This window comes from Sphingomonas sp. BK036, assembly GCF_004216825.1.
Taxonomy (GTDB): domain Bacteria; phylum Pseudomonadota; class Alphaproteobacteria; order Sphingomonadales; family Sphingomonadaceae; genus Sphingomonas.
Map to the genome: position 1 here is coordinate 180,740 of NZ_SGXR01000006.1, position 26,064 is coordinate 206,803.

General features: G+C 68.0%; 33 protein-coding genes. 10 read left to right on the forward strand and 23 right to left on the reverse strand.

Annotation, left to right across the window (positions count from 1 at the left end):
• Positions 1–67 precede the first annotated feature (67 nt).
• Together EV283_RS14030 and EV283_RS14035 are read right to left on the reverse strand one after the other, a co-directional pair.
• Positions 68–1,300 (reverse strand): ABC transporter permease, encoded by a 1,233-nt coding sequence (locus EV283_RS14030; RefSeq protein ID WP_130326397.1) that lies wholly within the window; start codon positions 1,298–1,300, stop codon positions 68–70.
• Positions 1,297–2,223, reverse strand: coding sequence for an ATP-binding cassette domain-containing protein (locus EV283_RS14035; RefSeq protein ID WP_130326399.1), 927 nt, complete (start codon positions 2,221–2,223; stop codon positions 1,297–1,299). The genes EV283_RS14030 and EV283_RS14035 overlap by 4 nt, the downstream gene beginning before the upstream one ends.
• A gap of 44 nt (positions 2,224–2,267) precedes the next feature.
• Between EV283_RS14035 and queG the strand changes: the two genes are divergently transcribed.
• Complete coding sequence (queG, locus tag EV283_RS14040) at positions 2,268–3,329, forward strand: tRNA epoxyqueuosine(34) reductase QueG (RefSeq protein WP_130326401.1); 1,062 nt, start codon at positions 2,268–2,270, stop codon at positions 3,327–3,329.
• Between the two features lie 31 nt (positions 3,330–3,360).
• Here queG and EV283_RS14045 read toward each other — a convergent pair whose 3' ends face one another.
• A complete protein-coding gene (locus EV283_RS14045) occupies positions 3,361–3,732 on the reverse strand; it encodes a hypothetical protein (protein ID WP_130326403.1) in 372 nt (123 codons plus the stop codon).
• On the reverse strand, positions 3,729–4,418 hold the full coding sequence (locus EV283_RS14050; protein ID WP_130326405.1) for an EI24 domain-containing protein: 690 nt from the start codon (positions 4,416–4,418) through the stop codon (positions 3,729–3,731). The genes EV283_RS14045 and EV283_RS14050 overlap by 4 nt, the downstream gene beginning before the upstream one ends.
• A gap of 454 nt (positions 4,419–4,872) precedes the next feature.
• Between EV283_RS14050 and EV283_RS14055 the strand changes: the two genes are divergently transcribed.
• The gene (locus tag EV283_RS14055; RefSeq protein WP_130326407.1) at positions 4,873–5,871 is read left to right on the forward strand and encodes an adenosine kinase; all 999 of its coding nucleotides are present in this window, start codon (positions 4,873–4,875) and stop codon (positions 5,869–5,871) included.
• Between the two features lie 233 nt (positions 5,872–6,104).
• Here the strand turns inward: EV283_RS14055 and EV283_RS14060 are convergent, their stop codons facing one another.
• The 8 genes from EV283_RS14060 to hisB form a co-directional block, all read right to left on the reverse strand.
• On the reverse strand, positions 6,105–7,664 hold the full coding sequence (locus EV283_RS14060) for an amino acid permease (RefSeq protein WP_056416299.1): 1,560 nt from the start codon (positions 7,662–7,664) through the stop codon (positions 6,105–6,107).
• 102 nt (positions 7,665–7,766) lie between these two features.
• The gene (locus tag EV283_RS14065) at positions 7,767–8,144 is read right to left on the reverse strand and encodes an HIT domain-containing protein (RefSeq protein WP_130326409.1); all 378 of its coding nucleotides are present in this window, start codon (positions 8,142–8,144) and stop codon (positions 7,767–7,769) included.
• Between the two features lie 115 nt (positions 8,145–8,259).
• The gene (locus tag EV283_RS14070; RefSeq protein WP_056489754.1) at positions 8,260–8,577 is read right to left on the reverse strand and encodes a phosphoribosyl-ATP diphosphatase; all 318 of its coding nucleotides are present in this window, start codon (positions 8,575–8,577) and stop codon (positions 8,260–8,262) included.
• A 32-nt stretch (positions 8,578–8,609) separates the two neighbouring features.
• Positions 8,610–8,801, reverse strand: a complete 192-nt coding sequence (locus EV283_RS14075) for a hypothetical protein (RefSeq protein WP_130326412.1) — start codon at positions 8,799–8,801, stop codon at positions 8,610–8,612.
• 5 nt (positions 8,802–8,806) lie between these two features.
• Positions 8,807–9,580 carry an imidazole glycerol phosphate synthase subunit HisF gene (hisF, locus tag EV283_RS14080; RefSeq protein ID WP_130326414.1) on the reverse strand — a complete coding sequence of 258 codons (774 nt, stop codon included), beginning with the start codon at positions 9,578–9,580 and terminating at the stop codon, positions 8,807–8,809.
• A 244-nt stretch (positions 9,581–9,824) separates the two neighbouring features.
• Complete coding sequence (gene hisA / locus EV283_RS14085) at positions 9,825–10,559, reverse strand: 1-(5-phosphoribosyl)-5-[(5-phosphoribosylamino)methylideneamino]imidazole-4-carboxamide isomerase (protein ID WP_056477774.1); 735 nt, start codon at positions 10,557–10,559, stop codon at positions 9,825–9,827.
• Positions 10,556–11,161, reverse strand: coding sequence for an imidazole glycerol phosphate synthase subunit HisH (hisH, locus tag EV283_RS14090; protein ID WP_130326416.1), 606 nt, complete (start codon positions 11,159–11,161; stop codon positions 10,556–10,558). The genes hisA and hisH overlap by 4 nt, the downstream gene beginning before the upstream one ends.
• The gene (hisB, locus tag EV283_RS14095; RefSeq protein ID WP_056416315.1) at positions 11,158–11,745 is read right to left on the reverse strand and encodes an imidazoleglycerol-phosphate dehydratase HisB; all 588 of its coding nucleotides are present in this window, start codon (positions 11,743–11,745) and stop codon (positions 11,158–11,160) included. The genes hisH and hisB overlap by 4 nt, the downstream gene beginning before the upstream one ends.
• 71 nt (positions 11,746–11,816) lie before the next feature.
• On the opposite strand from hisB, the gene EV283_RS14100 reads away from it, so the two are divergent.
• The 5 genes from EV283_RS14100 (at position 11,817) to gmk (ending at position 15,275) form a co-directional block, all read left to right on the forward strand.
• Positions 11,817–12,302, forward strand: a complete 486-nt coding sequence (locus EV283_RS14100) for a ClpXP protease specificity-enhancing factor SspB (RefSeq protein ID WP_055873918.1) — start codon at positions 11,817–11,819, stop codon at positions 12,300–12,302.
• A 186-nt stretch (positions 12,303–12,488) separates the two neighbouring features.
• Positions 12,489–13,877 carry a class II fumarate hydratase gene (fumC, locus tag EV283_RS14105; RefSeq protein WP_130326418.1) on the forward strand — a complete coding sequence of 463 codons (1,389 nt, stop codon included), beginning with the start codon at positions 12,489–12,491 and terminating at the stop codon, positions 13,875–13,877.
• A gap of 265 nt (positions 13,878–14,142) precedes the next feature.
• A complete protein-coding gene (locus EV283_RS14110; RefSeq protein WP_056019850.1) occupies positions 14,143–14,355 on the forward strand; it encodes a hypothetical protein in 213 nt (70 codons plus the stop codon).
• Positions 14,352–14,552: a hypothetical protein gene (locus tag EV283_RS14115; RefSeq protein WP_056052077.1), complete on the forward strand. Its 201-nt coding sequence runs from the start codon at positions 14,352–14,354 to the stop codon at positions 14,550–14,552. Before EV283_RS14110 ends, EV283_RS14115 begins: the two co-directional genes overlap by 4 nt.
• A gap of 72 nt (positions 14,553–14,624) precedes the next feature.
• Positions 14,625–15,275, forward strand: coding sequence for a guanylate kinase (gmk, locus tag EV283_RS14120; RefSeq protein WP_031394372.1), 651 nt, complete (start codon positions 14,625–14,627; stop codon positions 15,273–15,275).
• 140 nt (positions 15,276–15,415) lie between these two features.
• Here the strand turns inward: gmk and EV283_RS14125 are convergent, their stop codons facing one another.
• Genes EV283_RS14125 through EV283_RS14135 form a run of 3 tightly spaced genes read right to left on the reverse strand, consistent with a single transcriptional unit; the run spans position 15,416 to position 16,967 of the window.
• Entirely contained in the window at positions 15,416–16,096 is a 681-nt protein-coding gene (locus EV283_RS14125; RefSeq protein ID WP_130326420.1) for an ATP12 family protein, read from the reverse strand.
• A complete protein-coding gene (locus tag EV283_RS14130) occupies positions 16,093–16,311 on the reverse strand; it encodes a hypothetical protein (RefSeq protein WP_130326422.1) in 219 nt (72 codons plus the stop codon). Before EV283_RS14130 ends, EV283_RS14125 begins: the two co-directional genes overlap by 4 nt.
• A complete protein-coding gene (locus EV283_RS14135) occupies positions 16,308–16,967 on the reverse strand; it encodes an HAD-IA family hydrolase (RefSeq protein ID WP_130326424.1) in 660 nt (219 codons plus the stop codon). Before EV283_RS14135 ends, EV283_RS14130 begins: the two co-directional genes overlap by 4 nt.
• A gap of 110 nt (positions 16,968–17,077) precedes the next feature.
• Here EV283_RS14135 and EV283_RS14140 point away from each other — a divergent pair, with 110 nt between their 5' ends.
• The gene (locus EV283_RS14140) at positions 17,078–17,575 is read left to right on the forward strand and encodes a DUF1440 domain-containing protein (protein ID WP_130326426.1); all 498 of its coding nucleotides are present in this window, start codon (positions 17,078–17,080) and stop codon (positions 17,573–17,575) included.
• Positions 17,576–17,763: 188 nt separating this feature from the next.
• Here the strand turns inward: EV283_RS14140 and EV283_RS14145 are convergent, their stop codons facing one another.
• The 3 genes from EV283_RS14145 to EV283_RS14155 all read right to left on the reverse strand — a co-directional run bounded on the left by EV283_RS14145 (position 17,764) and on the right by EV283_RS14155 (position 20,476).
• Entirely contained in the window at positions 17,764–19,065 is a 1,302-nt protein-coding gene (locus EV283_RS14145; protein WP_130326428.1) for an RluA family pseudouridine synthase, read from the reverse strand.
• Positions 19,062–19,436, reverse strand: a complete 375-nt coding sequence (gene crcB / locus EV283_RS14150; protein ID WP_207223146.1) for a fluoride efflux transporter CrcB — start codon at positions 19,434–19,436, stop codon at positions 19,062–19,064. The genes EV283_RS14145 and crcB overlap by 4 nt, the downstream gene beginning before the upstream one ends.
• 308 nt (positions 19,437–19,744) lie before the next feature.
• Complete coding sequence (locus EV283_RS14155) at positions 19,745–20,476, reverse strand: hypothetical protein (RefSeq protein ID WP_242615983.1); 732 nt, start codon at positions 20,474–20,476, stop codon at positions 19,745–19,747.
• A 108-nt stretch (positions 20,477–20,584) separates the two neighbouring features.
• Between EV283_RS14155 and EV283_RS14160 the strand changes: the two genes are divergently transcribed.
• Positions 20,585–20,806, forward strand: a complete 222-nt coding sequence (locus EV283_RS14160) for a hypothetical protein (protein ID WP_107957770.1) — start codon at positions 20,585–20,587, stop codon at positions 20,804–20,806.
• 56 nt (positions 20,807–20,862) lie between these two features.
• Here the strand turns inward: EV283_RS14160 and EV283_RS14165 are convergent, their stop codons facing one another.
• From EV283_RS14165 to EV283_RS14175, 3 genes are all read right to left on the reverse strand, one after another.
• The gene (locus EV283_RS14165) at positions 20,863–21,459 is read right to left on the reverse strand and encodes a glycine zipper 2TM domain-containing protein (RefSeq protein ID WP_056416343.1); all 597 of its coding nucleotides are present in this window, start codon (positions 21,457–21,459) and stop codon (positions 20,863–20,865) included.
• Positions 21,460–21,565: 106 nt separating this feature from the next.
• Positions 21,566–21,991, reverse strand: coding sequence for an OsmC family protein (locus EV283_RS14170; protein ID WP_056417236.1), 426 nt, complete (start codon positions 21,989–21,991; stop codon positions 21,566–21,568).
• Between the two features lie 119 nt (positions 21,992–22,110).
• Positions 22,111–22,416, reverse strand: coding sequence for a glycine zipper 2TM domain-containing protein (locus tag EV283_RS14175; RefSeq protein ID WP_055873880.1), 306 nt, complete (start codon positions 22,414–22,416; stop codon positions 22,111–22,113).
• Positions 22,417–22,577: 161 nt separating this feature from the next.
• Here EV283_RS14175 and EV283_RS14180 point away from each other — a divergent pair, with 161 nt between their 5' ends.
• A complete protein-coding gene (locus EV283_RS14180) occupies positions 22,578–23,231 on the forward strand; it encodes a trimeric intracellular cation channel family protein (RefSeq protein ID WP_130326432.1) in 654 nt (217 codons plus the stop codon).
• A gap of 235 nt (positions 23,232–23,466) precedes the next feature.
• Here the strand turns inward: EV283_RS14180 and EV283_RS14185 are convergent, their stop codons facing one another.
• Positions 23,467–24,051 (reverse strand): GNAT family N-acetyltransferase, encoded by a 585-nt coding sequence (locus tag EV283_RS14185; protein ID WP_130326434.1) that lies wholly within the window; start codon positions 24,049–24,051, stop codon positions 23,467–23,469.
• On the reverse strand, positions 24,051–26,003 hold the full coding sequence (sppA, locus tag EV283_RS14190; RefSeq protein WP_130326436.1) for a signal peptide peptidase SppA: 1,953 nt from the start codon (positions 26,001–26,003) through the stop codon (positions 24,051–24,053). The genes EV283_RS14185 and sppA overlap by 1 nt, the downstream gene beginning before the upstream one ends.
• Positions 26,004–26,064: the final 61 nt, after the last annotated feature.

Here is a 26,064-nt window from a genome sequence, read left to right on the forward strand (position 1 = left end):
ACCTGCGCTTGGAGCCCCCCTTCGACTTCGCTCATGGCGAACGGGGGAATGGGGTGGAGATCAGGCCCTAAGCCGCCTTGGGCTTCCGTCGCCAGAACGGCCGTGCGCTCCCCGATTGCAGCACGCCGCGCCGGAACAGCCGCGCGCCGACGGTGATGAAGATCGTCACCCACAGCGCCTGCCACGCGAGCGCCGCGACATGCGGCCAAAGCTCGGGCGAGTTCGCCGCGCGCCCGGCCATCGCGAACGGCGACGACAGCGGGAACAGCTCGGCAGCGGTCGCAATCCAGCTGCCGGGACGCGACACCGCGGCGGACGACAGCCCGAACATCGCGACCTGCAGGATCGTGATCGGTAGCGACAGCATCTGGATCTCGCGCATCGTCGAGGCCTGCGCGCCGACGCCGAGGAACACCGAGCCGAGCAGCAGATACGCCATGCTGAAATAGGCCGCGAACAACACCGCGAACGTCGGTCCGCCGACCGCAGGCGTCAGGTCGCCCAGCGCTGCGGCTGCCCCCGCGGGCATCAGCGTCGTGATCTGGGTGACGACGGTGCCCCAGAACGCGACGAACAGCACCGCCACGCCGAACATCCCGATCAGCTTGCCGAAGAACACCGATTCGAGCGGCACCGCGGCGGCGAGCACCTCGATCACCTTGTTGTTGCGTTCCTCGGCCATCGTGCCGACGACCTGGCCTGACAGGAACAGCGTCAGGAAGAAGATCCCGAACACCGCGAAGAACGCGGACTGGTGCTGGCCGCCGACCGACGTGGTCGATCGCGTGACCGGCGTCTTGGTCGCGGCGATCGTCGGCAGCGTGCCGCCCAGATTTTGCGCCGCCAGCGTCGTCTGCGCGAGCACGCCCAGATAATCCGCCGAGCGCCGCCCGCGCGGCCCGTACAGGATCTGCGGCGCATCGAGCGGGCCGTAGAGCACCGCCGACGCATCGACGTCCTTCGTCTCGAACGCGGCGCGCGCCTGCGCGGCCGGATCGGCGGCGGGCGCGACCGTAGTCAGTGCGGGGGGTGCTTCGTCGTCGCGGAACAGCGCGCGCAAGCCCGTGTCGGCCTGCATGATCGCGCGCGTGGTCCTCGCGGGGACGATCGCGATGATCCGAGTCTTGTCCTGCGCACCGCCGCTGACGCTGGCCGCGCCCAGCCCGCCGATCGCGCCGAACGATCCCATGATCACCGGGGCGAACAGGAACAGCAGGAAGATCGGCGTGAACACCGTGGCGATGAAATCGCGCCGCGCGATCGTGAAGGTCTGGCGGAGAGTCCGGCGAAAACGGCTCATGCGGCCTCCTCCTTCGCGACGTCGCCATGCTGGCCGACGATCCGGACGAACGCTTCGTGCAGGCCGGGCCGCTCGATCGACAGCCCCGAAATCCCGTACCCCGCGTCGATCAACCGCACGAGCAAGCTCTCGATCCCCCCGCTCGGCAGCTCGAACCGCCAGCTATCCCCGTCCGCCGCCGCATCCGCCGGCAGCACGCCGCGGATCGCCGGGTCGGGGCGGTGCGGCGTATAATGCACCCGCTGCGGCAGGATCCCGCGTGCGTCCGCCACCGTCCCCTCGAACCGCCGCTTGCCGCCGGCGATGATCGCCAGCCGGTCGCACAGCCGCTCGGCATGGCTCATGATATGCGTCGAGAACAGGATCGTCGCGCCGCGGTCGCGCTCGGCCAGGATCAGCGCCTCGAGCCGCTCCTGATTGACCGGATCGAGCCCCGAAAACGGCTCGTCTAGCACCAGCAGGTCGGGCTGATGCACGACCGAGCCGAGCAGTTGCACCAGTTGCGCCATGCCCTTCGACAATTTCCGGATCTTCTCGTCGACCGCATGGCCGAGCCCGGCGGCCTCCATCAGCACCACCGCACGCTCGCGGCCCGTCTTCCAGTCGAGTCCGCGCAGGGCACCCAGAAACGCGATCGCCTCGCGTGCCTTCATCGCCGGATACAGCCCGCGTTCCTCGGGCAGATAGCCGACCCGGTCGCTCGCATCGCGCGGATTGTCGTAGCCGAGCAATGTGCGCGATCCGGCGTCGGGTTCGATGATCCCCAGCAGCATCCGCAGCGTCGTCGTCTTGCCCGCGCCGTTGGGCCCGAGCACGCCGTACACCGAGCCGCGCGGCACCATCATGTCGACGCCGTCGACCACGCGCCGGTCGCCGAACCGCTTCACGATTCCGCTGGCGGTGACCGCCCATTCATCGTTCACGCGCAATCTTCCTCTCGAGGCTGGCCTCGTGGTAGCGGGCGGACGTGGCGCAAGACAAGCTGGAACACCGACTGAAGGCCAAAGCGGCCGAATTGGGTTTTGCCGCCTGCGGGATCGCGCGCGCGGATGCCGCGCCGCGCGCGGGCGAACGGCTCCACCAATGGCTTGCGGACGGCCGCCACGGCGACATGATCTGGATGGAGGAGCGCAAGCACCACCGCGAGAGCCCCGCCGGCCTGTGGCCCGAGGTGCGCAGCGTCATCGCGCTCGGCATGAGCTACGCACCCAAGGACGATCCGCTGCGGTTTGCGGACGAGGGCGGGGTAGGGCGGATCTCGGTCTACGCGCAGGGGCCCGACTATCACGACGTCGTGAAACGCCAGTTGAAGGCGCTCGGCCGCTGGCTGGCGGCGGAAGCAGGACGCGACCTGCCCCCCTTCGACCTGAAAGTGTTCGTCGACACCGCGCCGGTGATGGAAAAGCCGCTTGCCGAGGCCGCTGGGCTCGGCTGGCAGGGCAAGCACACCAACCTCGTCAGCCGCGATCATGGCAGCTGGCTGTTCCTCGGCGCGATCTACACCACGCTCGATCTGGACCCGGACAAGGGCGGCGTCGACACCTGCGGCACCTGCACCGCGTGCCTGGGCGCATGCCCGACCGACGCGTTCCCCGCGCCGTTCCAGCTCGATGCGCGCCGCTGCATCTCCTATCTCACGATCGAGCATGCCGGGCCGATCCCGCACGAATTCCGCGCCGCGATCGGCAACCGCATCTATGGCTGCGACGACTGCCTGGCGGTCTGCCCCTGGAACAAGTTCGCTGCGGCCGCCAATGCGAACCTCGCCTTCCACCCCCGCGCCGAACTCGTTGCGCCGGAGCTGGCGGACATCCTCGCGCTCGACGACGCCGGCTTCCGGCAGGTCTTCGCCGGCTCCCCGATCAAACGCATCGGCCGCGACCGCATGATCCGCAACGCGCTGATCGCCGCGGGCAACAGTGGCGATCCCCGCTTGGCCCCGCTCGTGCAGGATCTGCTGGCGGACGAAAACGCGGTGGTGCGCGACGCCGCGGACTGGGCGCTCTCCCGTCTCGGCGCGCCGTCCTAACCTTCGCTGCTACGGCATCGTTAGCCGAGGCCTATTTCCCGCCCTCGCGCCGGGTCAGCGCGGCGACGCAGCTTGCGCGATCGATCGTGCTGCCGTCGAGCTCGCGCGCGTCGAGATAGGTCACGCGCGCGACGTCGGACCCCTTGGGATAGAGATACGCGTCGAGCACGCAGATCCCGCTCTGGAACTGGAGTTTGCGCGCGCTGCCTTCGCGGACGTCGGCATCGGGTTGGCCGAACAGCCGGGTCAGCCCCGCGGCGTCCTGGCCCAGCACGCGCTCCAGCCCGACGCTCGTATAGGGGATCGCCGGCCGTCCGACCGCGGGCTTGGCCACCGGTGCCGCGCACCCTGCCAGCCCGGCGCCGAGTGCGAGCACTAGTCCCGTCGTCGTCAATCGCGTCATGCTCGGCCCTTACGGAAATTTCGGGTGTGGAAATAATGCGTCGCCGTCGCCGCGCCCAGAACCGGGGCGGCGATGTTGAGGATCGGAACCACGAACAGCCCGGTGTTCGCAAGCCCCAGCACGAACCGCCCGCCCTTCGTCGTCGCACGCCAGCCCCGCATCGCCGCCGCATCCATATGCCGCGCCGCCACCATGTCCCCCAGGTCGCGCCCGAGCAGCCAGCCATTGACGAGGAAGAACGCCGCGGCGGTGCCCACCCCGGTGACGAGCAACGCGATATAGACGGGCAACATCAGCAGGTTGACGAGCACGACGCGCGCCGCCGAGCGCAAGCCCATCGTCAGGCTGCGCGCGAAGGCGACGGGGCGCGCGGTCCGCAGCGCCTCGGGATAATGGCGTGCCTCGACCGCCTCGACGACCTCGTCCGCGAAGATCCCGACCACCGCGATCGCGACCGCGCGAAACAACAGCCACAGCGCCAGGATCGTGACGAACAGCGCAAACGCCGCGGCGAGGCCGTCGGTATGCCAGCCGAGCCACGCCGCCAACGCCGCCTGTGTTCCCCACCATGTCCCGATTCCGAGCAGCGCAAAGACGAGCAGCGTGACGAGCATCGACTTCACGAACACGCGCAGGACCGGCGGATCGGTGAGCTGGCCGAGCGACAGGAGGAGGGCGCGGATCATGATGCGGGGATGACGCGCGGAGGTGGGAAGGTCAACGCGGCTTTGGTGGCATGGGGCTCCGGGCGTCCGACACCTTATAGTTCCCCCGCGGACGCGGGAGCCCAGCTAAACCACGCGCACCGCCCGAGACCCTGGCCCCCCGCGTTCGCGAGGGAACAGAAGAGAGAAGGGGGGAGGCCGCCCCGTCACTACCTGCCCGCACAACTCCCGAAATTGCGGGAATCCCCCCAGCGCCACCACCCCGGCGAAGGCCGGGGCCCAATTGGGGGACGCCGATGACATAACGCGGCACCTCGTTACGACCACCTTTTCACTTGGACCCCGGCCTCCGCCGGGGCGGTGCTTACGAAGACTCTGCCCAGAACACGCCAAAACCCATCCCCCCACACCAGTTGCACCAATCCCCCCCGCCATTTACGGCATAGGCTTTCCCATACCGCCCGGAGACTCCCCCTTGAGCACCCCCACCTACGACGTGGTCGCGATCGGCAATGCCATCGTCGACATCCTTGCCACCGCCGACGATGCGTTCATCGCCGAGATCGGCGTCGCCAAGGGCTCGATGCAGCTGATGTTCTCTTCCGAGGAAGCCGACGCGCTCTACGCCAAGATGGGCCCCGGCATGGAGATTTCGGGCGGCTCGGCGGCCAACACGGTCGCAGGCGTGGCCGCGCTGGGTGGCAAGTGCGGGTTCATCGGCCAGGTCGCCGACGACCAGCTCGGCCAGGTCTTCGCGCATGACGTCCGCAGCATCGGCATCGAGTTCGCCACGCCGGTCCGCGCGGGCGACCCGACCACCGGCCGCTGCCTCATCTTCGTCACGCCCGATGGCCAGCGGACGATGAACACCTTCCTCGGTGCGGGCCAGTTCCTCCCCGCCGCGGCGATCGACACGGGGATGATCGCCGACAGCGCGATCCTGTATCTCGAGGGCTATCTCTGGGATCCCGAGGAGCCGCGCGCCGCGATGCGCGCCGCGATCGATTGCGCACGCGGGGCAGGCCGCAAGGTCGCCTTCACGCTCAGCGACGTGTTCTGCATCTCGCGCCACGGCGGCGATTTCCGCCAGCTGCTGTCGGACGGCCTGATCGACATCCTGTTCGCCAACGAGAGCGAACTGGCGGCACTCGCCGAGACCGACGACTTCGACGCAGCGGTCGCCAAGATCTCCGCGCAGGTGCCGACCTTGGTCGTGACGCGCGGCGAACATGGTGCGTGCGCGATCCAGAACGGCACGCGCGCCGAGGTCAAGGCCGAGCCGATCGCCAAGGTCGTCGACACGACCGGCGCGGGCGACCTGTTCGCGGCGGGCTTTCTCCACGGCCAGGCGCAGGGCTACGACCTCAACGCCTCGCTGAAGCTGGGTGCAATCTGCGCGGCCGAGATCATCAGCCATGTCGGCGCGCGCCCGATGGTCGACATGAAGGCACTCGCCGCCAAGCATATCGGCTGAGCCCAAGGCCCCCTCAATCCTCCCCCGCCAGGGGGAGGTGGCGCCGGAGGCGACGGAGGGGGCGGCAGGCTATAACCCGCGTTCCGTGTCCTCCCCCTCCGACTGGCAAATGCCAGCCACCTCCCCCTGGCGGGGGGGGGGGCAGGGGAAAAGCACCACGCAGGCCCGGACACAAAAAAAGGGCCGCGGGAGTTTCCTCCCGCGGCCCTTTTTGCGTCCCGGATCACCCAGGATCAGTGGTGGGTCGGTCCGACATATTCGCCCATTTCGGGGCCCGCTTCGTCGTCCAGCCCGTGATAGAGCCGGCTGTTGCGCATGCCGTACGCGAAATACATCGCGATCGCGGCCAGCGTGTACCAGAAGAAGAACACCAGCACGCGCCACTCGACCGTCAGGATCAGCGCGCCGCATGCGACGATGCCGAGCGCCGGCAGCACCGGATAGAGCGGCACCTTGAAGCCGCGCGGGATCTCCGGATGCGTGCGCCGCAGCCAGATCACCGACAGGCAGACGATCGCGAACGCGGCGAGCGTACCGACCGAGGTCATGTCGCCGAGCACGTTGATGTCGAAGAACCCCGCCGCGAACGCGGTGATGATCCCGACGGCCAGCGTGTTGACCCACGGCGTCTTGAACTTCTTGTGGACGGTCGCGAACACGCGCGGCAGCAGGCCGTCGCGCGCCATCGTGTAGAAGATGCGCGTCTGGCCGTACATCAGCACCAGCACGACCGAGGTCAGGCCGATGATCGCGCCCGCCTTGATGATCTGCGCGAACCACGCCCATTGCGGGCCCAGCGCGTCGACCGCGACCGCGACCGGATCGGGAACGTTCAGTTCCTTGTAGTTCACGATCAGCGTCATCACGATCGAGACGAGGATATACAGGATCGTGCAGACGACGAGGCTGCCGATGATGCCGACCGGCATGTCCTTCTTCGGATCCTTGGCCTCCTGGCCCGCGGTCGAGACCGCCTCGAAGCCGATATAGGCGAAGAACACGATCGAGGCCGCGCGGAACACGCCGCCCCAGCCGAACTCGCCCTTGTCGCCGGTCGAGGGCGGGATGAACGGGTCCCAGTTCTGCTTCAGCGTGTCGTAATGCTGGATCACGAACCAGCCACAGATCAGGATGAACGCGATGATCACGGTCATCTTGATCGCGACGATCACGTTGTTGACCTTCGCGCTCTCCGACACGCCGACCACCAGCAGGCACGACAGCGCGATGCAGATCAGGAAGGCGGGCAGGTTGAACAGATATTCGACCGGTGCGCCGTTGACGAGGATGTCGACGCCGGCCTTCTGGACGTGATGGCCGGTCGGGCCGGTCAGTTCGACCGGGATGACGACGCCGTAATCGCCCAGCAGGCTGACGACATAGCCCGCCCAGCCGACCGCGACGACCGATGCGGCCAGCCCGTATTCGAGCAGTAGCAGCGCGCCCATGATCCACGCGGCGAACTCGCCGATGGTCGTGTAGCTATAGGTATAGGCCGATCCGGAAACGGGCAGCGTCGACGACAGCTCGGCATAGCAAAGCCCGGCGAGCGCGCAGACGATGCCTGCGACGAGGAACGAGAGGAGCACCGCGGGGCCGGCATGCAGCGCGGCGGCATTGCCGGTCCGCACGAAGATGCCCGCGCCGATGATGCAGCCGATGCCGAGGAACACCAGGTTCCAGGCACCGAGCGTGCGCTTGAGTTCGCTGGTCTGCGTCTCGCGCTGTACCTGCTCCACCGTCTTGCGGAGCGTCATACGCGACAGCAGACCCATTGCGGGTCGAGTGGCCATCAATTCTCCCTTGGCCGCCCCCCGGCGGCGCGGTCGTTCAATAAAGCCGCGAGCCTAATGGCAATTTTATTACGTGCAACGCTTTAGTGCGGCCAAGCTGGCCTATCGCGCGAGCATCGGCCCGAGCGGGCGCCCGGCAAAGACATGAACATGCAGATGCGGGACTTCCTGGTGACCGTCCTGACCGATGTTCGCGAGCAGGCGATAGCCCGGCTCGACCAGCCCCGCGGCACGCGCAACCGCGCCCACCGCCCGGATGAAACCGGCGATCTCGGCGTCCGGCGCGCGCGCGGAAAAATCGTCCCACGAGACGTAGGCGCCCTTGGGGATCACGAGCAGATGCGTCGGCGCCTGCGGATTGATGTCGTGGAAGGCGATCGCGAAATCGTCTTCGTAGACGCGCTTGGACGGGATCTCGTCGCGCAGGATCTTCGCGAAGATGTTCTGGTCGTCGTAAGGCTGGGTGGCGTCGATCGGCATAAATCCCCCTTCCGCTTGCGGGAGGGGTTAGGGGAGGGGCTTGCCGTCCCGATCCCGGCGGAGCGTGATCGTCATGCCCTCCCCCGACCCCTCCCGCAAGCGGAAGGGGAGCAAGTCAGCCTGTCCGCCCGGCCTTTTCGACCAGCCCGCCGACGCCCTCGCGCCGCTCCAGCTCGGCGCGCACGTCGTCGAGGCTGAGCCCCGCATCCGCGAGCAGCACCGCCAGATGGAACATCAGGTCCGCCGCTTCGGGCACGATGCTCGCCTCGTCGCCCGAACAGGCGGCGATGACCGTCTCGACGGCTTCCTCGCCGAGCTTCTGCGCGATCTTGGGCCGGCCCTTGGCGAACAGGCTCGCGGTGTAGCTGGTGTCGGCGGGCGCATCGCGGCGTGCGCGGATGGTCGCCTCGAGGCGGTCGAATACGGGGTCCATGCGCGGCGTGCTGACGCAGCGCGGCAGGCGGGTCAATCCTTCTTGAACGGCGCAGCTGCGGGCGGCCTGGTCTTCGCGAACCGCTTGCGCAACGCGCGCCGGACCAGCCAGACCCCGGTCGCCGCGAACACGAACAACGCGACGTCCGACAGCGCCAGCCCGGAGGGAGGATGCGCGGTGCCGCTATGCCCGGACTCGACCGCAAGGACGGTGAGCACCGGCACCCGCGTCAGGCCGTACGAACCGGCGTGCGAACCGGGATCCCCGCCGCCGCCAGCGCAGCGTGCGCGTCTCCTATCGACGCCTGCCCGAAGTGAAAGATCGACGCTGCCAGCACCGCGCTCGCATGCCCGTCGCGAATCCCCGCGACCAGATCGTCGAGCCCGCCGACCCCGCCGCTAGCGACCACCGGCACGCCGACCCGGTCCGAAATCGCCCGAATCAGGTCGAGGTCGTAGCCACTCCGCGTCCCGTCGCGGTCCATCGACGTGACGAGCAATTCGCCCGCCCCCAGTTCGGCGAGGTTCAGGGCATGCGCGACCGCGTCGATCCCGGTCGCCCGCCTGCCGCCATGCGTAAACACCTCCCAGCCCTCGCCCGAGCGCCGCGCGTCGACGCTTGCGACGCAGCACTGGCTGCCGAAGCGCTCGGCGATGTCGGCGACCAGCTCCGGCCGCTCGACCGCAGCGGAATTGACCGCGACCTTGTCCGCACCCGCCAGCAACAGCGCGCGCGCATCGTCCGCAGTGCGCACGCCGCCGCCGACCGTCAGCGGCATGAAGCACACCGCCGCCGTCCGCCGCACGACGTCGAGGATCGTGCCGCGGCCCTCATGGCTCGCGCCGATATCGAGGAAGCACAATTCGTCCGCCCCTGCGGCATCATAGGCGCGCGCTTGTTCGACCGGATCGCCGGCGTCGCGCAGTTCGACGAAGTTCACGCCCTTCACGACGCGGCCGTCGGCGACGTCGAGGCAGGGGATGACTCTGGCGCGGACCGTCATGCGCCTGCCCGAAGAGAGTGTTCACGCGGAGACGCGGAGACGCGGAGACGCGGCGGAGCCGCTGAGAAGGCTTTTTCGCGCTGAGGCGCAGAGACCGCAGAGAAGAGGGAGAGCCGCCAAGCCTGCAGGATACCGACGCCGGTAGCAAAAAGATGAATGCTGCCGCGCACTACCTCCGCGCTCTCTGCGCCTCTGCGCGAAAAACCCTCACTATCTCCGCGTCTCCGCGTCTCCGCGTGACCCCTCATGCGGCCTTCGCCACGCTCAACGCCGCCGCGAGATCGAGCCGCCCGTCGTACAACGCCCGCCCCGTGATCACGCCCTCGACCCCGTCACGGACATGCAGCGCCAGCACATGGATCTCGGCGATACCCTTGACCCCGCCGCTAGCGATCACCGGAATATCGACCGAGCGCGCAAGGTCGACCGTCGCCTCGACGTTGCAGCCCTTGAGCATCCCGTCGCGGCCGACATCGGTGAACAGCAACGACGCCACCCCCGCATCCTCGAACCGGCGCGCGAGATCGACCGCGCTGGTGGTCGACACGTCGGCCCAGCCCTTGGTCGCGACCATGCCGTCCTTCGCATCGACCGCGACGACGATGCCGCCGGGGAAATCCTTCGCCACACCGCGCACGAAGTCGGGATCCTCGAGCGCGGCGGTGCCGATCACGACCCGCGACACGCCCAGGTCGAACCAGCCCTCGACATTGGCGCGCGTGCGGATGCCGCCGCCGAGCTGCACATGCCCCGGAAACTGCGCGACGATCGCGCGCACCGCGTCGCCATTGACCGACGCACCCGCAAACGCCCCGTCGAGATCGACGACGTGCAGATGCTCGGCACCTGCATCGGCAAAGAGCATCGCCTGCGCGGCGGGATCGTCGCCATAGACGGTCGCGCGGTCCATATCGCCCTCGGCGAGGCGGACGACTTGCCCGGCCTTGAGGTCGATCGCGGGGAAGATGATGAGGCTCATGGCCGCCACTCCAGGAAACGTTCGAGCAAGGCCAGGCCGTAGCGCTGGCTCTTCTCAGGATGAAATTGCACGCCGATCATCGTGTCGCGACCGATCGCCGCGGTGACCGCACCGGCATGCTCGGTGGTCGCGAGGATATCGGCGCCTTCAAAGGCAAAGCTGTGCAGGAAATAGGCCTCGCCCGGCTCGATCAGCGGATGCGCGCGCGCCGGCACGACGTCGTTCCAGCCCATATGCGGCACCTTCGCGTCGCTGTTGCCGGGCTCGAGCCGTCGCACGCGCCCGGCGACCCAGCCAAGCCCGGCATGCGTCCCCATTTCCTCGCCCGCCTCGGCCATCAGCTGCATGCCGACGCAGATGCCGAGGAACGGCGCGCCCTCGTCGCGCACGCGCCGGTTCAGCGCCTCGACCATCCCCGGCACCGCACGCAACGCCGCCGCGCACGCGCCATAAGCGCCGACGCCGGGCAGGACGATCCGGTCGGCCTTCGCGACGACGTCGGCATCCGCTGTGACGATCAGGTCGCTACAGCCCGCGGTGCGCAGCGCGTTCTCGACCGAATGGAGATTGCCCGCGCCGTAATCGATCAGCGCGAGCGTCACAATATCCCCTTGGTCGACGGAATCGCGTCGGCCTTGCGCGGGTCGATCTCGATCGCGGTGCGCAGCGCGCGCGCGACGCCCTTGAACGCGGCCTCGGCGATGTGGTGATTGTTGGTGCCGTACAGCGTCTCGACGTGCAGCGTGATGCCCGCGGCCTGCGCGAAGCTGTGGAAGAAATGCTCGAACATCTCGGTATCCATCGTGCCGAGCCGCGTCTGCGAGAACAGGTCCTTCCAGACGAGCCAAGGACGGCCGGAGATATCGAGCGCCACCCGCGTCAGAGTCTCGTCCATCGGCGATAGCGCATCGCCGTACCGCGTGATGCCGCGCTTGTCGCCGAGCGCCTGCGCGAATGCCTGGCCGATCGCGATGCCGGTATCCTCGACGGTGTGATGCTCGTCGATATGCAGGTCGCCCTTGGTGCGGACGGTAAGATCGATCAGCGAATGGCGCGACAATTGTTCGAGCATGTGATCGAAGAAACCGACCCCGGTCTCGACGTCGTAAACGCCGGTCCCGTCGAGGTTTATGGTGACGTCGATCGCCGTCTCGGCGGTGGAGCGGGAAATCGTGGCGGTGCGCATTCCGACTCCCATAACGGACCGTACGGCGCATGCAATCTTGACCGGCATCCGAATACCGCTACCCAGAGGGAATGAGCGATGGACTGCCCGATAGCCTGATTCCGTACGACGAGATCGTGCAAGAAGCCCTGCGTGCCGTGGTCGGCCGCGTGCTCGGCTCCGTGTCGGAGGCCGGCGGGCTTCCCGGCGAGCATCATTTCTACATCACCTTCAAGACGCAGGCACCGGGAGTCGATATCCCCAAGCGGCTGATCGAGCGTTTTCCGGACGAGATGACGATCGTGATGCAGAACCGCTATTGGGACCTCGTCGTCGACGATACGCGCTTCTCGATCGGGCTCAGCTTCAACCAGGTCCCGTCGAAGCTCGTGATCCCCTATTCGGCGATCACCGCGTTCCAGGATCCCGCGGTCAGCTTCGAACTGCGCTTCCAGGCGCAGGAGGGCGCCGACGAGGCGCTCGGCGAGCATGACGAACCCGAGAATGACGGCCCGACCGCGGTGCCGATCGAAGACGGCTCGAACGTCGTCGCGGTGGATTTCAAGCGGAAGAAGTGACCCTTTCTCCCTCTCCCTTCAGGGGAGAGGGAAGGGGCCCGCCGCGCTTGCGGTGGGAAGGGTGAGGGGCATGAGGCTCCGTGCCCCTTCGACAAATCCCCTCTCCCTTCCGTCGCCTGCGGCTCCTCCCTCCCTCTCCCCGAAGGGGCGAGGGATCCACCGCAAGCCCCGGAAGGTTCTCTCCCCATGACCACCCGCACAGAAACCGACTCGATCGGCCCGATCGAAGTCCCCGCCGACGCCTATTGGGGCGCGCAGACCGAGCGATCGGTCGAGAATTTCCCCTTCGGCACCCGCGAACGCATGCCGATCGAGATCGTCCATGCATTGGCGCTCGTCAAACAGGCCGCCGCCCGCGTGAACCGCTCCCACGGCCTCGACCCAAAAATCGCCGACGCCATCGAATCAGCCGCGCAGGAGATCGTCGACGGCAAACTCGACGACCAGTTCCCGCTGGTCATCTGGCAGACCGGCAGCGGCACGCAGTCGAACATGAACGTCAACGAGGTCATCGCCGGCCGCGCCAACGAGGTTCTCACCGGCACGCGCGGCGGCAAGTCGCCGGTCCACCCCAACGACCATGTCAACATGAGCCAGTCGTCGAACGACAGCTTCCCGACCGCGCTCCACATCGCCGCCGCGATCGCCACGACAAAGCGGCTGATCCCCGCACTCGACAAGCTCCACGCCGCGCTCGACGCGAAGGCCAAGGCCTGGGACGACATCGTCAAGATCGGCCGCACGCACCTCCAGGATGCGACTCCGCTGACGCTCGGCCAGGAGTTCTCCGGCTATGCGCACCAGCTCTATCGCTGTCGGCACCGGATCGAGCCGGCGATCAGCCACGGCATGGTCATCCTCGCGCAGGGCGGCACCGCGGTCGGCACCGGGCTCAACGCGCCGCACGGCTTCGGTGATGCATTCGCGGCGGCGGTGGCTACGATTACCGGCCTGCCGTTCGTCAGCGCGCGTAACAAGTTCGAGGCGCTCGCCTCGAACGACCCGCTCGTTCACCTCTCGGGCACGCTCAACACGCTCGCGGTCGCGCTGACCAAGATCGCCAACGACATCCGCCTGCTGGGCAGCGGCCCACGCTGCGGCTTCGGCGAGATCGACCTGCCTGCCAACGAGCCCGGCAGTTCGATCATGCCCGGCAAGGTCAACCCCACGCAGTGCGAGATGCTGACGATGGTCGCCGGCCAGGTCATGGGCAACCACGTCGCGGCGACGGTCGGCGGGATGCAGGGTCATCTCGAGTTGAACGTCTTCAAGCCGTTGATCGGCGCCAACGTGCTGCGCTCGATCGACCTGCTCGCGATCGCGATGGAGGGATTCGCGGAGCGCTGCGTCGACGGCATCGAGCCCAATCGCGACCGCATCGCCGACCTGCTCGACCGCTCGCTGATGCTGGTCACCGCGCTCGCCCCCGAGATCGGTTACGACGCCGCCGCGAAGATCGCCAAGCACGCGCATGCCGAGGGGCTGACGCTGAAGGAGGCGGGCCTCGCGCTCGGGCTAGTCGATGCCGAGACCTTCGACCGCGTAGTGCGACCCGAGTCGATGCTCGGCCGCTAACCGCCCCACCCCGTCATCCTGACGAAAGTCAGGACCCAGAGCCATAAGCGTCGCGCGTCGTAACTCTGGATCCTGGATCAAGTCCAGGATGACGGGTGGTGTGTACACCCCCCCACCGTCATCCTGACGAAAGTCAGGATCCAGGGTTACTCAGCGAGACGATCGTGGCTCTGGGTGCTGACGTTCGTCAGGATGACGGATGGTGGTGCGCGGGAACCCAAACGCCCCTCGCGCGCTAACCCGCCACACGCGAAGGAGAAATTACGTGGGCGCAACGACCATAGGCGCGCTGATCGGCGCAGGCATCGACTCGCTCAGCGGCGACGACGGCAATGCGGACGGCGCGATCATCGGTGCGATCACCGCCAACGTACTCAAGATCGTCGTACCGCTGGCCGTGACCTACGCGATCGGCTGGGCGGTGCTGCGCGGTGCAGCGGAACTCAAGGACCAGGTTTTCGGAGAGGTTAAGTCATGATCGGACGTATCATCAGTGCATTGGTTGGCCGCGAAATGGGCCGTCGCGACGGCTCGGGCGGCGCATCGGGCGCGGTCAAGGGCGTAGTCGCGATGGGGCTGATGCGCCGCATGGGGCCGCTCGGCATGATCCTCGGCGGCGGCTACGCGGCCAAGAAGGCGTATGACCGCAACAAGGCGCGCAAGGCGGGCTACTGATCCGCCGCCAGAATGACACAAGCGGACTGCGCATGGGTTGACGCCCATGCGCAGTCCGCGGCAAGGGCGCGCATGCCCCACACACTTCCGTCCGACCCACATGGTTTCCGTCGCCGCGGAGTCCTGTTCGTGCTGTCCTCGCCTTCCGGCGCCGGCAAGTCGACGATCGCGCGCAGATTGCTCGCCGACGAACATGAGCTGGAGATGTCGGTCTCGGTGACGACCCGCGCGATGCGCCCGGGCGAAGTCGACGGCAAGGATTACCATTTCACCGATCTCGAGGGCTTTCGCGACATGGTCGCGAAGGACGAGTTCCTCGAATGGGCGCATGTCTTCAACCATCGCTACGGCACGCCACGCGCGCAGGTCGAGGAGATGCTCGCCGCCGGCAAGGATGTGCTGTTCGACATCGACTGGCAGGGCGCGCAGCAGCTGTTCCAGATCGCCGGCGGCGACGTCGTCCGCGTCTTCATCTTCCCGCCCTCGATGGAGGAACTCCACCGCCGCCTCACCAGCCGCGGCACCGACTCGACCGAGGTGATCGACGCGCGCATGTCGCGCGCGGCGAACGAGGTCAGCCACTGGGACGGCTATGATTACGTGCTGGTCAACGACGACGTCGACAGCTGCATTCGCGGCGTGAAGACGATCCTTGCCGCCGAACGCCTCAAGCGCTCGCGCCAGACCGGCCTGATCGGCTTCATCCGCCGCCTGACGCGCTGAGGCGCCCAGCCGCCCCACCGTATCCGCCAGCCCTATCCGTCATCCCAGCGAACGCTGGGATCTCCCGGTTCGGGCGGCAGCGCTCGCCAAGCAGGATACCCCAGCGTTCGCTGGGGTGACGGCGATTGGGCGGGCGCCCGTCAAAGCATCCCCAGAAACGCCACCCCGCGCGCGAATTCCTGGCGCTTGAGTTCGCGCAACTCGGCCGCCTGCCAGTCCTCGCCCCACATCTCGATCGACCAGTCCTCGTCGATCCCCGCCGCCGCCCACGCCGCGTCCGCGTCGATCTCACCCTCGATCAGCGCCAGCCCGATCACCAGCGATCCCGTCAGCGTCACCACCGGCGACAGCCCCGCGAGCCGGAAATCGTCATACGCCGCAACGGCCTCGTGCAGCCGTGCGATCGTCGCAGGGGCTTGCGCGACGTGCATCACCCCCGCGGTCACCGCGAACGTCACGTCATACCGGCCGCGCGCCCAGTCGAGCAGCGGATCCCACGCCGCCGCCTGCCGCTCGACCAGCAACGGCGGACCCTCGGCGCGGTAGCAGAGCAGGTCGCTCTCGCCATAGGCCGCAAGCCGCGCGGCGAACTGCGTCGGGTCATTCGCGATCGGATCGGTGGCGGCATTGGCGAGGCCGGTCAGTGGCATCGTCCGCGGATCGATCGTCTCGCCGACGCTGCGCCATTCCGCCGCGACCGCCTCTGCCAGCGCCGCGGTCGGCAATGCGAGCGGCCGCCGCCCGGGCGTCCGCACCGGCTTGCCGTCGAGCGTCACCACGCGATCCCCATCGATCGCAACGTCTTTCCAGAACCGCTTCATTGGGGTGGACTCCGCCAGCGATGCGCCAGGCTGCGCGGCACGGTCGCGATCATCGCCATCGCCGACAGCACGATCGCCGTCCCGAGGATCTTCGGGCCCATGTCATGCGCGCGCGCGATCAGGATCAGGCCGAGCAACGCCCCCGCGACTCCTGCCATCCGCACGACGACCAGCACGAACCAGCGCCGCTGCGCTAGCTTGTCGGCGTCGGTCATGGCCGCGCGACCATGTGCAGCAGCTCTGGCACCGCGGTTGCGACGACGTCCGCCCCCGCATCCGACAATTCGTGGACCGCGTGATAGCCCCAGGCGACGCCGACCGCGCGCACCCGTGCCGCGCGCGCCATCGCCATGTCGAAGCTCGTATCGCCGATCATCGCGGTCGTCGCCGCGGTCGCGCCCGCTTCGGCGATCGCCGCGAACAGCATCGCCGGATCGGGCTTCGACGGATGGCGGTCGGCGGTCTGCAACGTCACGAACCGATCGGTGATCCCATGCGCGGCAAGAATATGCGCGAGCCCGCGGTCCGACTTGCCCGTCGCGACGCCGAGCACCCAGCCGTCGTCGGCGAGCGTCGTCAGCACGTCGGCGATCCCGTCGAACAACGGCTCGTCGGCCAGTTCGCCGCTCGCGCGCATCGCATGGAACGCGGCCTTGTAGTCGGCGGCGAGCGCGCGGTGCAGCGCTTCGTCGGCCTGTGGCAGCAGCACCTGCATCGCCTCGACGAGGCTGAGCCCGACGATCCGGCGAATTTCGTCACGCGGCGGCGGGACGAGCCCGGCCGTCTCGAACGCCCGCTCGCACGCGACGCAGATATTCGCCTGGCTGTCGACGAGAGTCCCGTCGCAATCGAACACGGCAAGGCGGATCATGGGATTTTCCAACGCATCCCCGCCTCGTAGATCAGCCGGGCGAACGAGGGAACGCCAAACCGGAACGCGCCTCTTCCTCGACGGTTCGTCTCGCAGGCTTTTGGAGATTCATGATGGCGCACGCACCGACCGACACCCCGAACATCTGGGCCGCCGCTGCGGCCGGCCTGATCGCGGGGCTCGCCGCCTCGTTCGTGATGGATCGCTTCCAGGCGGGCGTCGCCGCGCTGTCGTCGTCGGACAGCGACGCGGAACCCGCGACCGAGAAGGCGGCGGACAAGGTGTCCCAGGCAGTAGTGGGGCACGAGATCCCCGACGATCGCAAGCCGCTCGCCGGGCAGGCGGTGCATTACGCGCTCGGGGCAGGGCTGGGGATCGTCTACGCGGTCGCGGCGGAATACCGCCCGGCGGTGACGGCGGGGTACGGCACTGCGTTCGCGCTGGCGAACACCGCGCTGCTCGACGAGGCGGCGGTGCCCGCGGTGGGCCTCGGCGACGCACCGTGGAAGACCGCATCGTCGACGCATTTGTACAGCGTCGCGTCGCACATGGTGTTCGGCACGGTGACCGAAGCCGTGCGGCGGCTGCTGCGCGGGTGGATGAAGTAAGCCGGTACGCACCTCATCTTGTTCCCCCGCGAAGGCGGGGGCCCAGGAATCAAGCAGAGCCGAGGATCATGGCCCCTGGACGCCGGCCTTCGCGGGGGAACGGGCAGTGGGGACGCTGCCCCAACATCCACTCCACCCCGGCCTGCGCCGGGGTGGTGTGTGGTTCGCGTGCCGGTCCGTCCGCTAGATCACCGCGAACCCGGCCCCGTACGAGGCCCACTCGGCTTCCCCCCCGAACGACCCCGGCCACCAGGCTTGGCACCCTCGACCCGAGGCCCACTCCGCGGCGTCCCGAACGTCGACCCGGCCCCCGTCCGAGGCCCGCCCGTCTTGGGCGCCCCCGGCTTACCGCCAGCCGGCTTCTTGTCCTCGACAACCCCGCGCCCACGCCGCTCACCTTTACGCTCTTTCCGAACCGACTTCGCATGCGCCTTCGCCCGCGACTTCATCTGCTCGCGCGTCGGCGCGGTCTTCTCGTCGAGCTGCAGCGCGTCGCCGAGCTTCTCGTCGAAGCCCAGCTGCTTCAGGCTTTCCTCGAAATGCGTCGGCAGCCCGGCGGTCACGTCGATCGACCCGCCATCGGGATGATCCACCTTGATGCGCCGCGCATGCAGATGCATCTTCCGCGAGATCCCGCCGGTCAGGAACGCCGCCGCGCCGCCATATTTCCCGTCGCCGACGATCGGATGCCCGATCGCCGCCATGTGCACGCGCAGCTGGTGCGTGCGCCCGGTAAACGGCTGCAACTCGACCCACGCCGCGCGGTTGCCCGCGCGCTCGATCACGCGGTAGCGTGTGCGCGCGGGCGCGCCCTCGGCCTCGTCGACATGCATCTTCTCGCCGCCGGTGCCCGGCTGCTTGCCGATCGGCAGCTCGATCATGCCGTCCTCGATCGACGGCACGTCGACCACCAGCGCCCAATATACCTTCCGCGCGGTGCGGCCCGAAAACGCCTTGGCGAAGAACGCCGCCGCGCGGCTCGTGCGCGCCACGAGCAGCGCGCCCGACGTATCCTTGTCGAGCCGGTGGACCAGCTTGGGCCGGCCCTCATTGTCATATTGGAGCCCGTCGAGCAGCCCGTCGACATGCTGCGTCGTCTTGGTACCGCCCTGAGTCGCAAGCCCCGGCGGCTTGTTCAGCACGAACGCCTGGAAATCCTTGTGGATGACCATGCTCTGCGCGAGCTCGGTCTCTTCGTCCGACAGGATCACGCGCTCACGCACGCGCCGGGGTTTGTCCACATCGGCGGCGGCCTTGTCGGCCTCGGGCGGGGGCACGCGGAGCATCTGGCCCGCCGCGATCCGGTCGCCCGGAGTCGCGCGCGCGCCGTCGACGCGCAACTGGCCGGTGCGCGCCCACATCGCCACCGTCGTGAAGCTCGTGTCGGGCAGATGCCGCTTGAACCACCGGTCGAGCCGGATGCCGTCATCGTCGAACCCGACGTTGAACTCCCGAAAGCCGGAGTCGCTATCGTTCTTGCCCGCGGTCATGCGATGGCCCTTACTGCGGTGAGACCCGCGAATACTGCGACGATCGAGCCGATCACCGAAAGGAGAATATAGCCGAACGCAACGCCGATCGCGCCCCGCTCGATCAACGAGACGACGTCGAGCGAGAAGCTCGAAAACGTCGTGAAGCCGCCCAGGACGCCGACCGCGAGCAGCAGGCGCCACGCCTCCGACGCGGTGTTCCGCGCGAGCACGCCGACCAGCACGCCCATCAGCAGCCCGCCGATCAGGTTCACCGCCAGCGTACCGAACGGATAGTCGGGGCCGAGCAGCGCCGTCATTGCGCGACCGGTCAGATAGCGCGCGCCGGAACCGACCGCGCCACCGACCATGACATAAAGAAGGGGAAACATCGCCGCGCCCTAGCGTGAATCGCGCCCAACGGAAAGGTGGGGGTTAGGGGAGGGCGCTTGGTGGTGTGCGTGACGCTTCGGTCCGCTCTAACTGTTTCCCCGCGAAGGCGGGGACCCAGCCTGGGCTCCCGCCTTCGCGGGAGAACATAGTAGGGTAGCTGCAGCCTCCCCCTATCCACCCCGGCGAAGGCCGGGGCCCAATTGGAAAGGTAGCAGTAACGAGGGGCCGCGCTCAGCTAGCAGCGTTTCCCAATTGGGCCCCGGCCTCCGCCGGGGTGGCATAATCGCGGAACCGCTTCACCCAACCCTCACCGACCAGCGTTGGACACCATATCCACATCGCTCCCGCCGCCAGCGCGCGCGGTCACATACACCACATAGGCGTCGTTCCCCCGAACCCCGCCCAGCACATGCTGCCGCCCATCGGTGCTATGCCCCGCCGAATACCCCGCCGCCCGCGCGCGCGTGTAATAATAATCGAGCATCTTCTGCATCGGCGCGCTGCTCGCAAAACTCACGACGCGCAGGCGACAGCCGTCGCGATCCGCCCCCGCCGCCTCGGTCAACCGCGCGCCCGGATAGAGCGGCAGGTCGGCCGGCAACCGGTTCGCCCATCCCGCCGAATAGCCGATCTTCTGCGCGCACACCCCCGCATCCGGGGTCTTCTGCCGCTCGGCCAGCGCGCCCAGCGTCAGCGCACCGTTCGCCGTCTTGCATTCGGGGCAGTCGTTCGACGCCGCCGGCGCGCGCTGCAACGTCTTCGGGTCGACCGGATCGGCCTTGAGTGGCCCCTCGGGCGGCACGGCGGCGCCTTCGGGCTGCGTCGGCGGCCGCACCGCATCGGTGTTGGACGATTGCGCCAGCCGGGGATCGACCATGATCTGCGCGCCAAGCGCCGATGTCAGCGCCGGATCGCGCGCCGATCCGTTGGTCAGCTCGGCATCGAGGCTGTTGAGATCCTGCTGGTCGGTCGAGGACCGTCCACACGACGCCAGCGCGAGCGGCAAAAGGATCAGGGCGGGGCGGAAGGAGAGTCTCATCACCGCCATCCTATGCGCGAACGGTCGTGAAGAAAGCGTTTTACGCGCTGGCCCGGCGCGCGCGCGGATGATCTTGCTCCGACGCCTGCCCACCGCCATGTTCCGCTTATGCTGAACCTCGTCTCCATCCTCATCGGCCTCGTCACCCTGGTGCTCGGCCTCGTCGCCTTCATTCCGCTGCTCGGCTGGATGAACTGGCTCGTCATCCCGATCGGGATCGTCGGGGCGGCGGTCGGTGCGCTCTCGTCGAGCAGCAGCGGTCGCAACCTCAACATCGTCCTGATCATCATCTTCGCGCTCCGCCTCAGCCTCGGCGGCGGCATCATCTGACGCAGAAAGGGCCCGGCGTTTCCACCGGGCCCTTCTGTCGGACTAACGATACCGGATCAGCGGCAGCGCACGTTGCCGCGATCGATCGACTGGCCGAGCACCGCGCCGCCGCCCGCACCGATCAGCGTGCCGAGCAACTGCGAGCCACCGCCCGCGATCACGTTGCCCAGCGCACCACCTGCCAGGCCACCGATGATCAGCCCCGTCGTGCCGTCGTTGCGACGGCAGTAATAGCGCCCGTTGCCGCCGCGATAGATGCGGTCGTTGCGACCCAGGCGGCGCTCCTGGTAATAGCGCCCATCGCGATAATAGCGGTCGGCGAAATAGCCGCGCTGGCCCCGCTCGTAGCGGTTATAGTCATAGCCGCGATATTGCTGCCAATTGCCGTTGCGCCCATTGTCGCGGCGGATGTCGCGAATGTCGCCGCGGCGATCCTGGCGCGCATCGCGCACCTCCTCACGATACTCGCGGCGCGCATCGCGCACATCGCCGCGTGAATCGGCGTTACGCACGTCGCGGCGGTAATCGCGCTGCGCGTCGCGGACCTGGTCGTTATACTCGCGATTGGCGCCGCGGACCGTCGATTGCGCGGTCGCGGGGATCGCGCCGAACGCCGTGGCGGCAAGGGCTGCCGAAAGAAGGGCAATACGCATTGTTCGTCTCCTGACTCGATGCGCAAAGAACGGCCGGCCAAAGCGGGAGTTGCGTGAACCGCAAACTACACCGCGTTCAGCCGGCCGAAGCCTTACGTCGTTGGTATCAGGCGAGATTGTGCTCGAGCGTGATCTCCGCGTTGAGCACCTTCGATACCGGGCAGTTCGCCTTGGCGTCGGCGGCGATCGCCTCGAACTCGTCCTTCGAGATGCCCTCGACCTTGGCGTTCAGCGTGAGCGCCGACTTGGTGATCTTGAACCCGTCGCCATCCTTGTCGAGCGTCACTTTCGCCGAAGTCTCGAGCGTGCCCGCCTCATATCCCTTGCCCGCGAGCGCGAAGCTCAGCGCCATCGTGAAGCAGCTCGCATGCGCCGCCGCGATCAGTTCCTCGGGGTTGGTGCCGGGCTCGTTCTCGAACCGCGTGTTGAAGCCGTAGGGGCTGTCCGAGAGCACGCCCGACTGCGTCGAGACATGACCCTTGCCGCTCTTGCCAAGGCCTTCATACTTTGCCGAACCGCTGCGTGTGGTCATCATGGGATCCTTCGTCTGGACAAGAAAAAAGGCGCCGCGGTTTCCCGCGACGCCCTTTCCCAACGCATGACGACTGAATTAGCGGCATCGATTTTGCCGCTGACAGTCAGTGATGCGTGTTAGCGGCAACGACGATTGTTGTTGCTCGTGCCCTTGTCGATCGCGCGACCGGCAAGGCCACCGAGGACCGCACCGCCCAGCGTGCCGACCGTACGGTCGCCGCGCGTGTCGACCGTGCGGCCGAGGAGCGCGCCGCCGACGCCGCCGATGATCGTGCCGGTCGTGCCATTGCTCTTCTTGCAATAGACGCGGCCGTCGCGGCCACGCCATTCGCGACGATCGCGCGCGTCTGCGGCCGAAACCGGGATCAGGACGGTCGGCAGGACCATGGCGCTGCAGCCGAGAGCGAGAATGAGTTTACGCATGTTGGAACTCCCTAGTGAATTGATCTGATGCTGTAACGAGAACACCATAGCCGCGGTTGCATGAACCAAAAACAACACCCCGTTCATCTTCGTACAGCATCGGGCTGCCGACGCGCGGCCTTCTGCTTTACGCTGTAGGTCCGGGCGGTTACGCCGGCCCGATGTTGCCCGTCCCGCTGCCCGTCGAGATCCTGCCCGCCCAGCTCCTGCCGGTCGCGGCGCCTTGGTTCGACCTTGCCGGCCTCGCGGTGTTCGCCGCGTCGGGCGCGCTGGCGGCGGCCAAGCGCGGGCAGACCTTCGTGACGCTCGTCTTCTTCGGCCTCATCACCGGCGTCGGCGGCGGCACCGTGCGCGACCTGCTGATCGGCGCGCCGGTCTTCTGGGTGCACGATGCGCGCGCGGCGAGCGTGTGCCTCAGCATGGCGCTGCTGATCTGGGTGACGCCCGAACGCTGGTGGAAGGGCGAGGCGCTTGGCTGGTTCGACGCGGTCGGGCTGGCCGCCTATGCGGTCTACGGCGCGGCAAAGGCGCTCGGCTACGGCGTGCCCCCCGTGCCCGCGGCGTTGATGGGCGTGATGACCGCGTGCGTTGGCGGCATCATCCGCGACGTCCTCGCGGGCGAACCCTCGATCCTGATGCGGCCGGAGTTGTACGTGACCGCGGCGGCACTCGCCTCGGCGAGTTACGTAGGGCTGGTGCTGCTCGGCACGCCCCTGTCCTGGGCCGCAGTCATCGCCGCCAGCGCGGGCTTCACGCTCCGCGCCGCCGCAATCCGCTTCCACCTCGCGCTCCCGGCATACGGCGGGCGGCGCTAACCGCACCCGTTGTGTAGAACAAGGAGAGCAGAGGTGTCTGACCCCGCTCATCAGCCTGATCTCTAAGCGGTGGTAAAGCTACCGACCTGCACCCCACCCCGGCGAAGGCCGGGGCCCAAATGGGAGACCTAGCTGATGTGCGTAGCGATCCGTTACTCCAACCTTTCCAGTTGGGCCCCGGCCGTCGCCGGGGTGGGGCAGGAGTTTGCGAGCGCCTGAAGCACGGGCGAAGGAATCACCCCCGCACCACGCCGACATCCGCAAACTGCCGCGGCTCGACCGGCGGCACCGCGGGATCGTTCAGCTGGCACTGCCAATGCCCCACGTCGATCCACCGGCCATTCTTGTACCCCACCTCGCGGTACACGCCCGCGCGCCGGAACCCGACCGCCTCGTGCAGCTTGATCGACGAATCATTGGGCAGCGCGATCGCGCCGATCGCCTGCGTGAAGCCCTGCGCGCGCAGCGTATCGATCAGCGCCTCGTACAGCAGCCGCCCCGCCCCCTGGCGCTGCGCCGCGTCCGCGACATAGACCGTGGTCTCGCACGCGAACCGGTACGCCTCGCGCTTGTGGAACGGCGCGGCATAGGCGAACGCGAGCACGCCGCCCTCGGCCCCGATCGTCGCGACCAGCCACGGATACAGCCCGTCCGATGCCGCCATCCGCGCGCGCATCTGCCGCGCATCGGGCGCGTCGGTCTCGAACGATACCGTTCCGACCAGCACGTGCGGCGCATAGATCGCCGCGATCGACGCCGCGTCCTCGGGAACCGCGGCGCGGATGACGATGCCGCCCCCGTTTGCAGAGGCGGCGACCATCAGAACCCGATCCGTGCCAGCAGCAGGTCGAGCAGCTTGGCGTCGCTAAAGCCGGCGGTCGTCGGCCCCATCCCGCCGCACTCGAGGCAGCGCGCCTGGACCGAACCCGAGGTCGCGAGCCGCTTCATGTCGCCGACCGCACGCGCGAGCATCTGGCGGCGGTCCGCCGCGACATGCGCGAACGCATCGCCGCCGCCCGCATCGTCGTCGCTGCCGTCATTGCCGAAATCCTGCGCGATCGTCGCGAGGAAGCCAGGCTTCTTTTCGAGATACTCCGCATGGACCTTGGCCGGATCGAGCTTGGCGCGCTTGGCGGCCTCGTCGATCGCGTCCTTGAGCGTGCCGAACCGGTCGACCAGCCCGATCTGCCGCGCGGTGCCGCCATCCCAGACGCGACCCTGGCCGATCTCGTCGACCCGCGCGGGCGTCATTTTCCGCGACGCGGCGACGCGCGACACGAAGGCGCGATACCCGTTCTCGATGCCGGCCTGCGCGATCGCGTCGAACATCGGCGTGGTCCCGCCGGTGATGTCGGGCTGGCCCGACAGCGGCGTCGTCTTCACGCCGTCGCTCGTCACGCCGATCTTGGCGAGCGCGTTCTCGAACGTCGGCACCACGCCGAAGATGCCGATCGAGCCGGTGATCGTGCCGGGTTCGGCAAAGATCACGTCGGCCGGCGTCGACACCCAGTAACCGCCGCTCGCCGCCAGGCCGCCCATCGACACGACCACGGGCAGCTTCTGCCGCTTGGCCTCGAGGATCGCGAGCCGGATCTGCTCGGATGCCAGCACCGATCCGCCCGGCGAATCGACGCGGACGACCAGCGCCTTGAGCGTCTTCTTGGCGAGCCCGTCGAGCACCGCCTTCTCGATCGTCTTGCCCGCCGCCTTGCCGGGGCCGCCTTCGCCGTCGACGATCTCGCCGGCGATCGTCAGCACGCCGATCGAGTCGCCGCCGGTCGGCAACGGGTTCGCCTTCACCCAGGTGTCGTAGGTGATGCTGGCATAGTTGCCCGCGGGCTTCTTGTCGTCGGACCCGGCGATCTCGGCGACGCGCCGGCCGAACGCGATCCGGTCGCCGAGCTTGTCGACGATTCCCGCGCGCAGATTGGCCTCGGCGATGTTGCCGTTCGCGGCGATGATGACCTTGTCGGGCGCGCTCATGAACTGCGCGATCTGCGCCTTGGGACGCGCCTTCGCGACGGCCTCGCGCCACTGCGAGAACAGGGTCCCGTACAGCGCAGTGCTCGCCGCCTTCGCGTCCTCGCTCTGGTCGGCGCGCGTATAGGGCTCGACGAACGACTTGTAGCGGCCGACGCGATAGACGTGCGCGTTGACGCCCAGCTTGTCGATCAGGCCCTTGTAGTAAAGCTGGTTGCTACCCGGCCCCATGAAGATCGTGCCGCCCATCGGGTTGACCCAGACCTCGGTCGCATTCGCGGCGAGGCGATAGCCGCCATCGGTGTACGCGGTCGCATAGGCCAGCACCGGCTTGCCGCTCGCCCGCACCCGCGCGAGCGCGTCGCCGACCTCGCCCAGTGCCGCGGGATAGGCCCCGCCAAAGCTGTCGAGATCGAGCACGAGCACTTTCACGCGGCCATCGGTGCGCGCGGTGTCGATCGCGCGTACCACGTCGCGCAGCCGGAACTGGCGAGTCGTGCTCTGCCCCGAAAGCGCGGCGAACGCGGCCTGCTCCTCGGGCTGCTCGACGATCGACCCGTTCAGGTCGAGCACCAGCGCACCGTCCTTGATCGCCTTGGTCCCCGGCCGCGCGTTGAGCGCCGCGAATATCAGCCCGAAGAACAGCAGCATCGCGAGCAGGACGAGGCCGTCCTTGATCGCGACGAGCAGCTTCCACACCCCGCGCACCAGCCGCCATTTCCGCCGCGGGGGGCGGGCCGGATCGGTGTAGGACGGGGCAGGGGTGTAGGACGGCGCAGCGGTATCGGTCATGGCACGAGAGCTAGAGCAACCGCAGGCCTTCGTAAATGGCCTGTATTACGAGGCCAACACA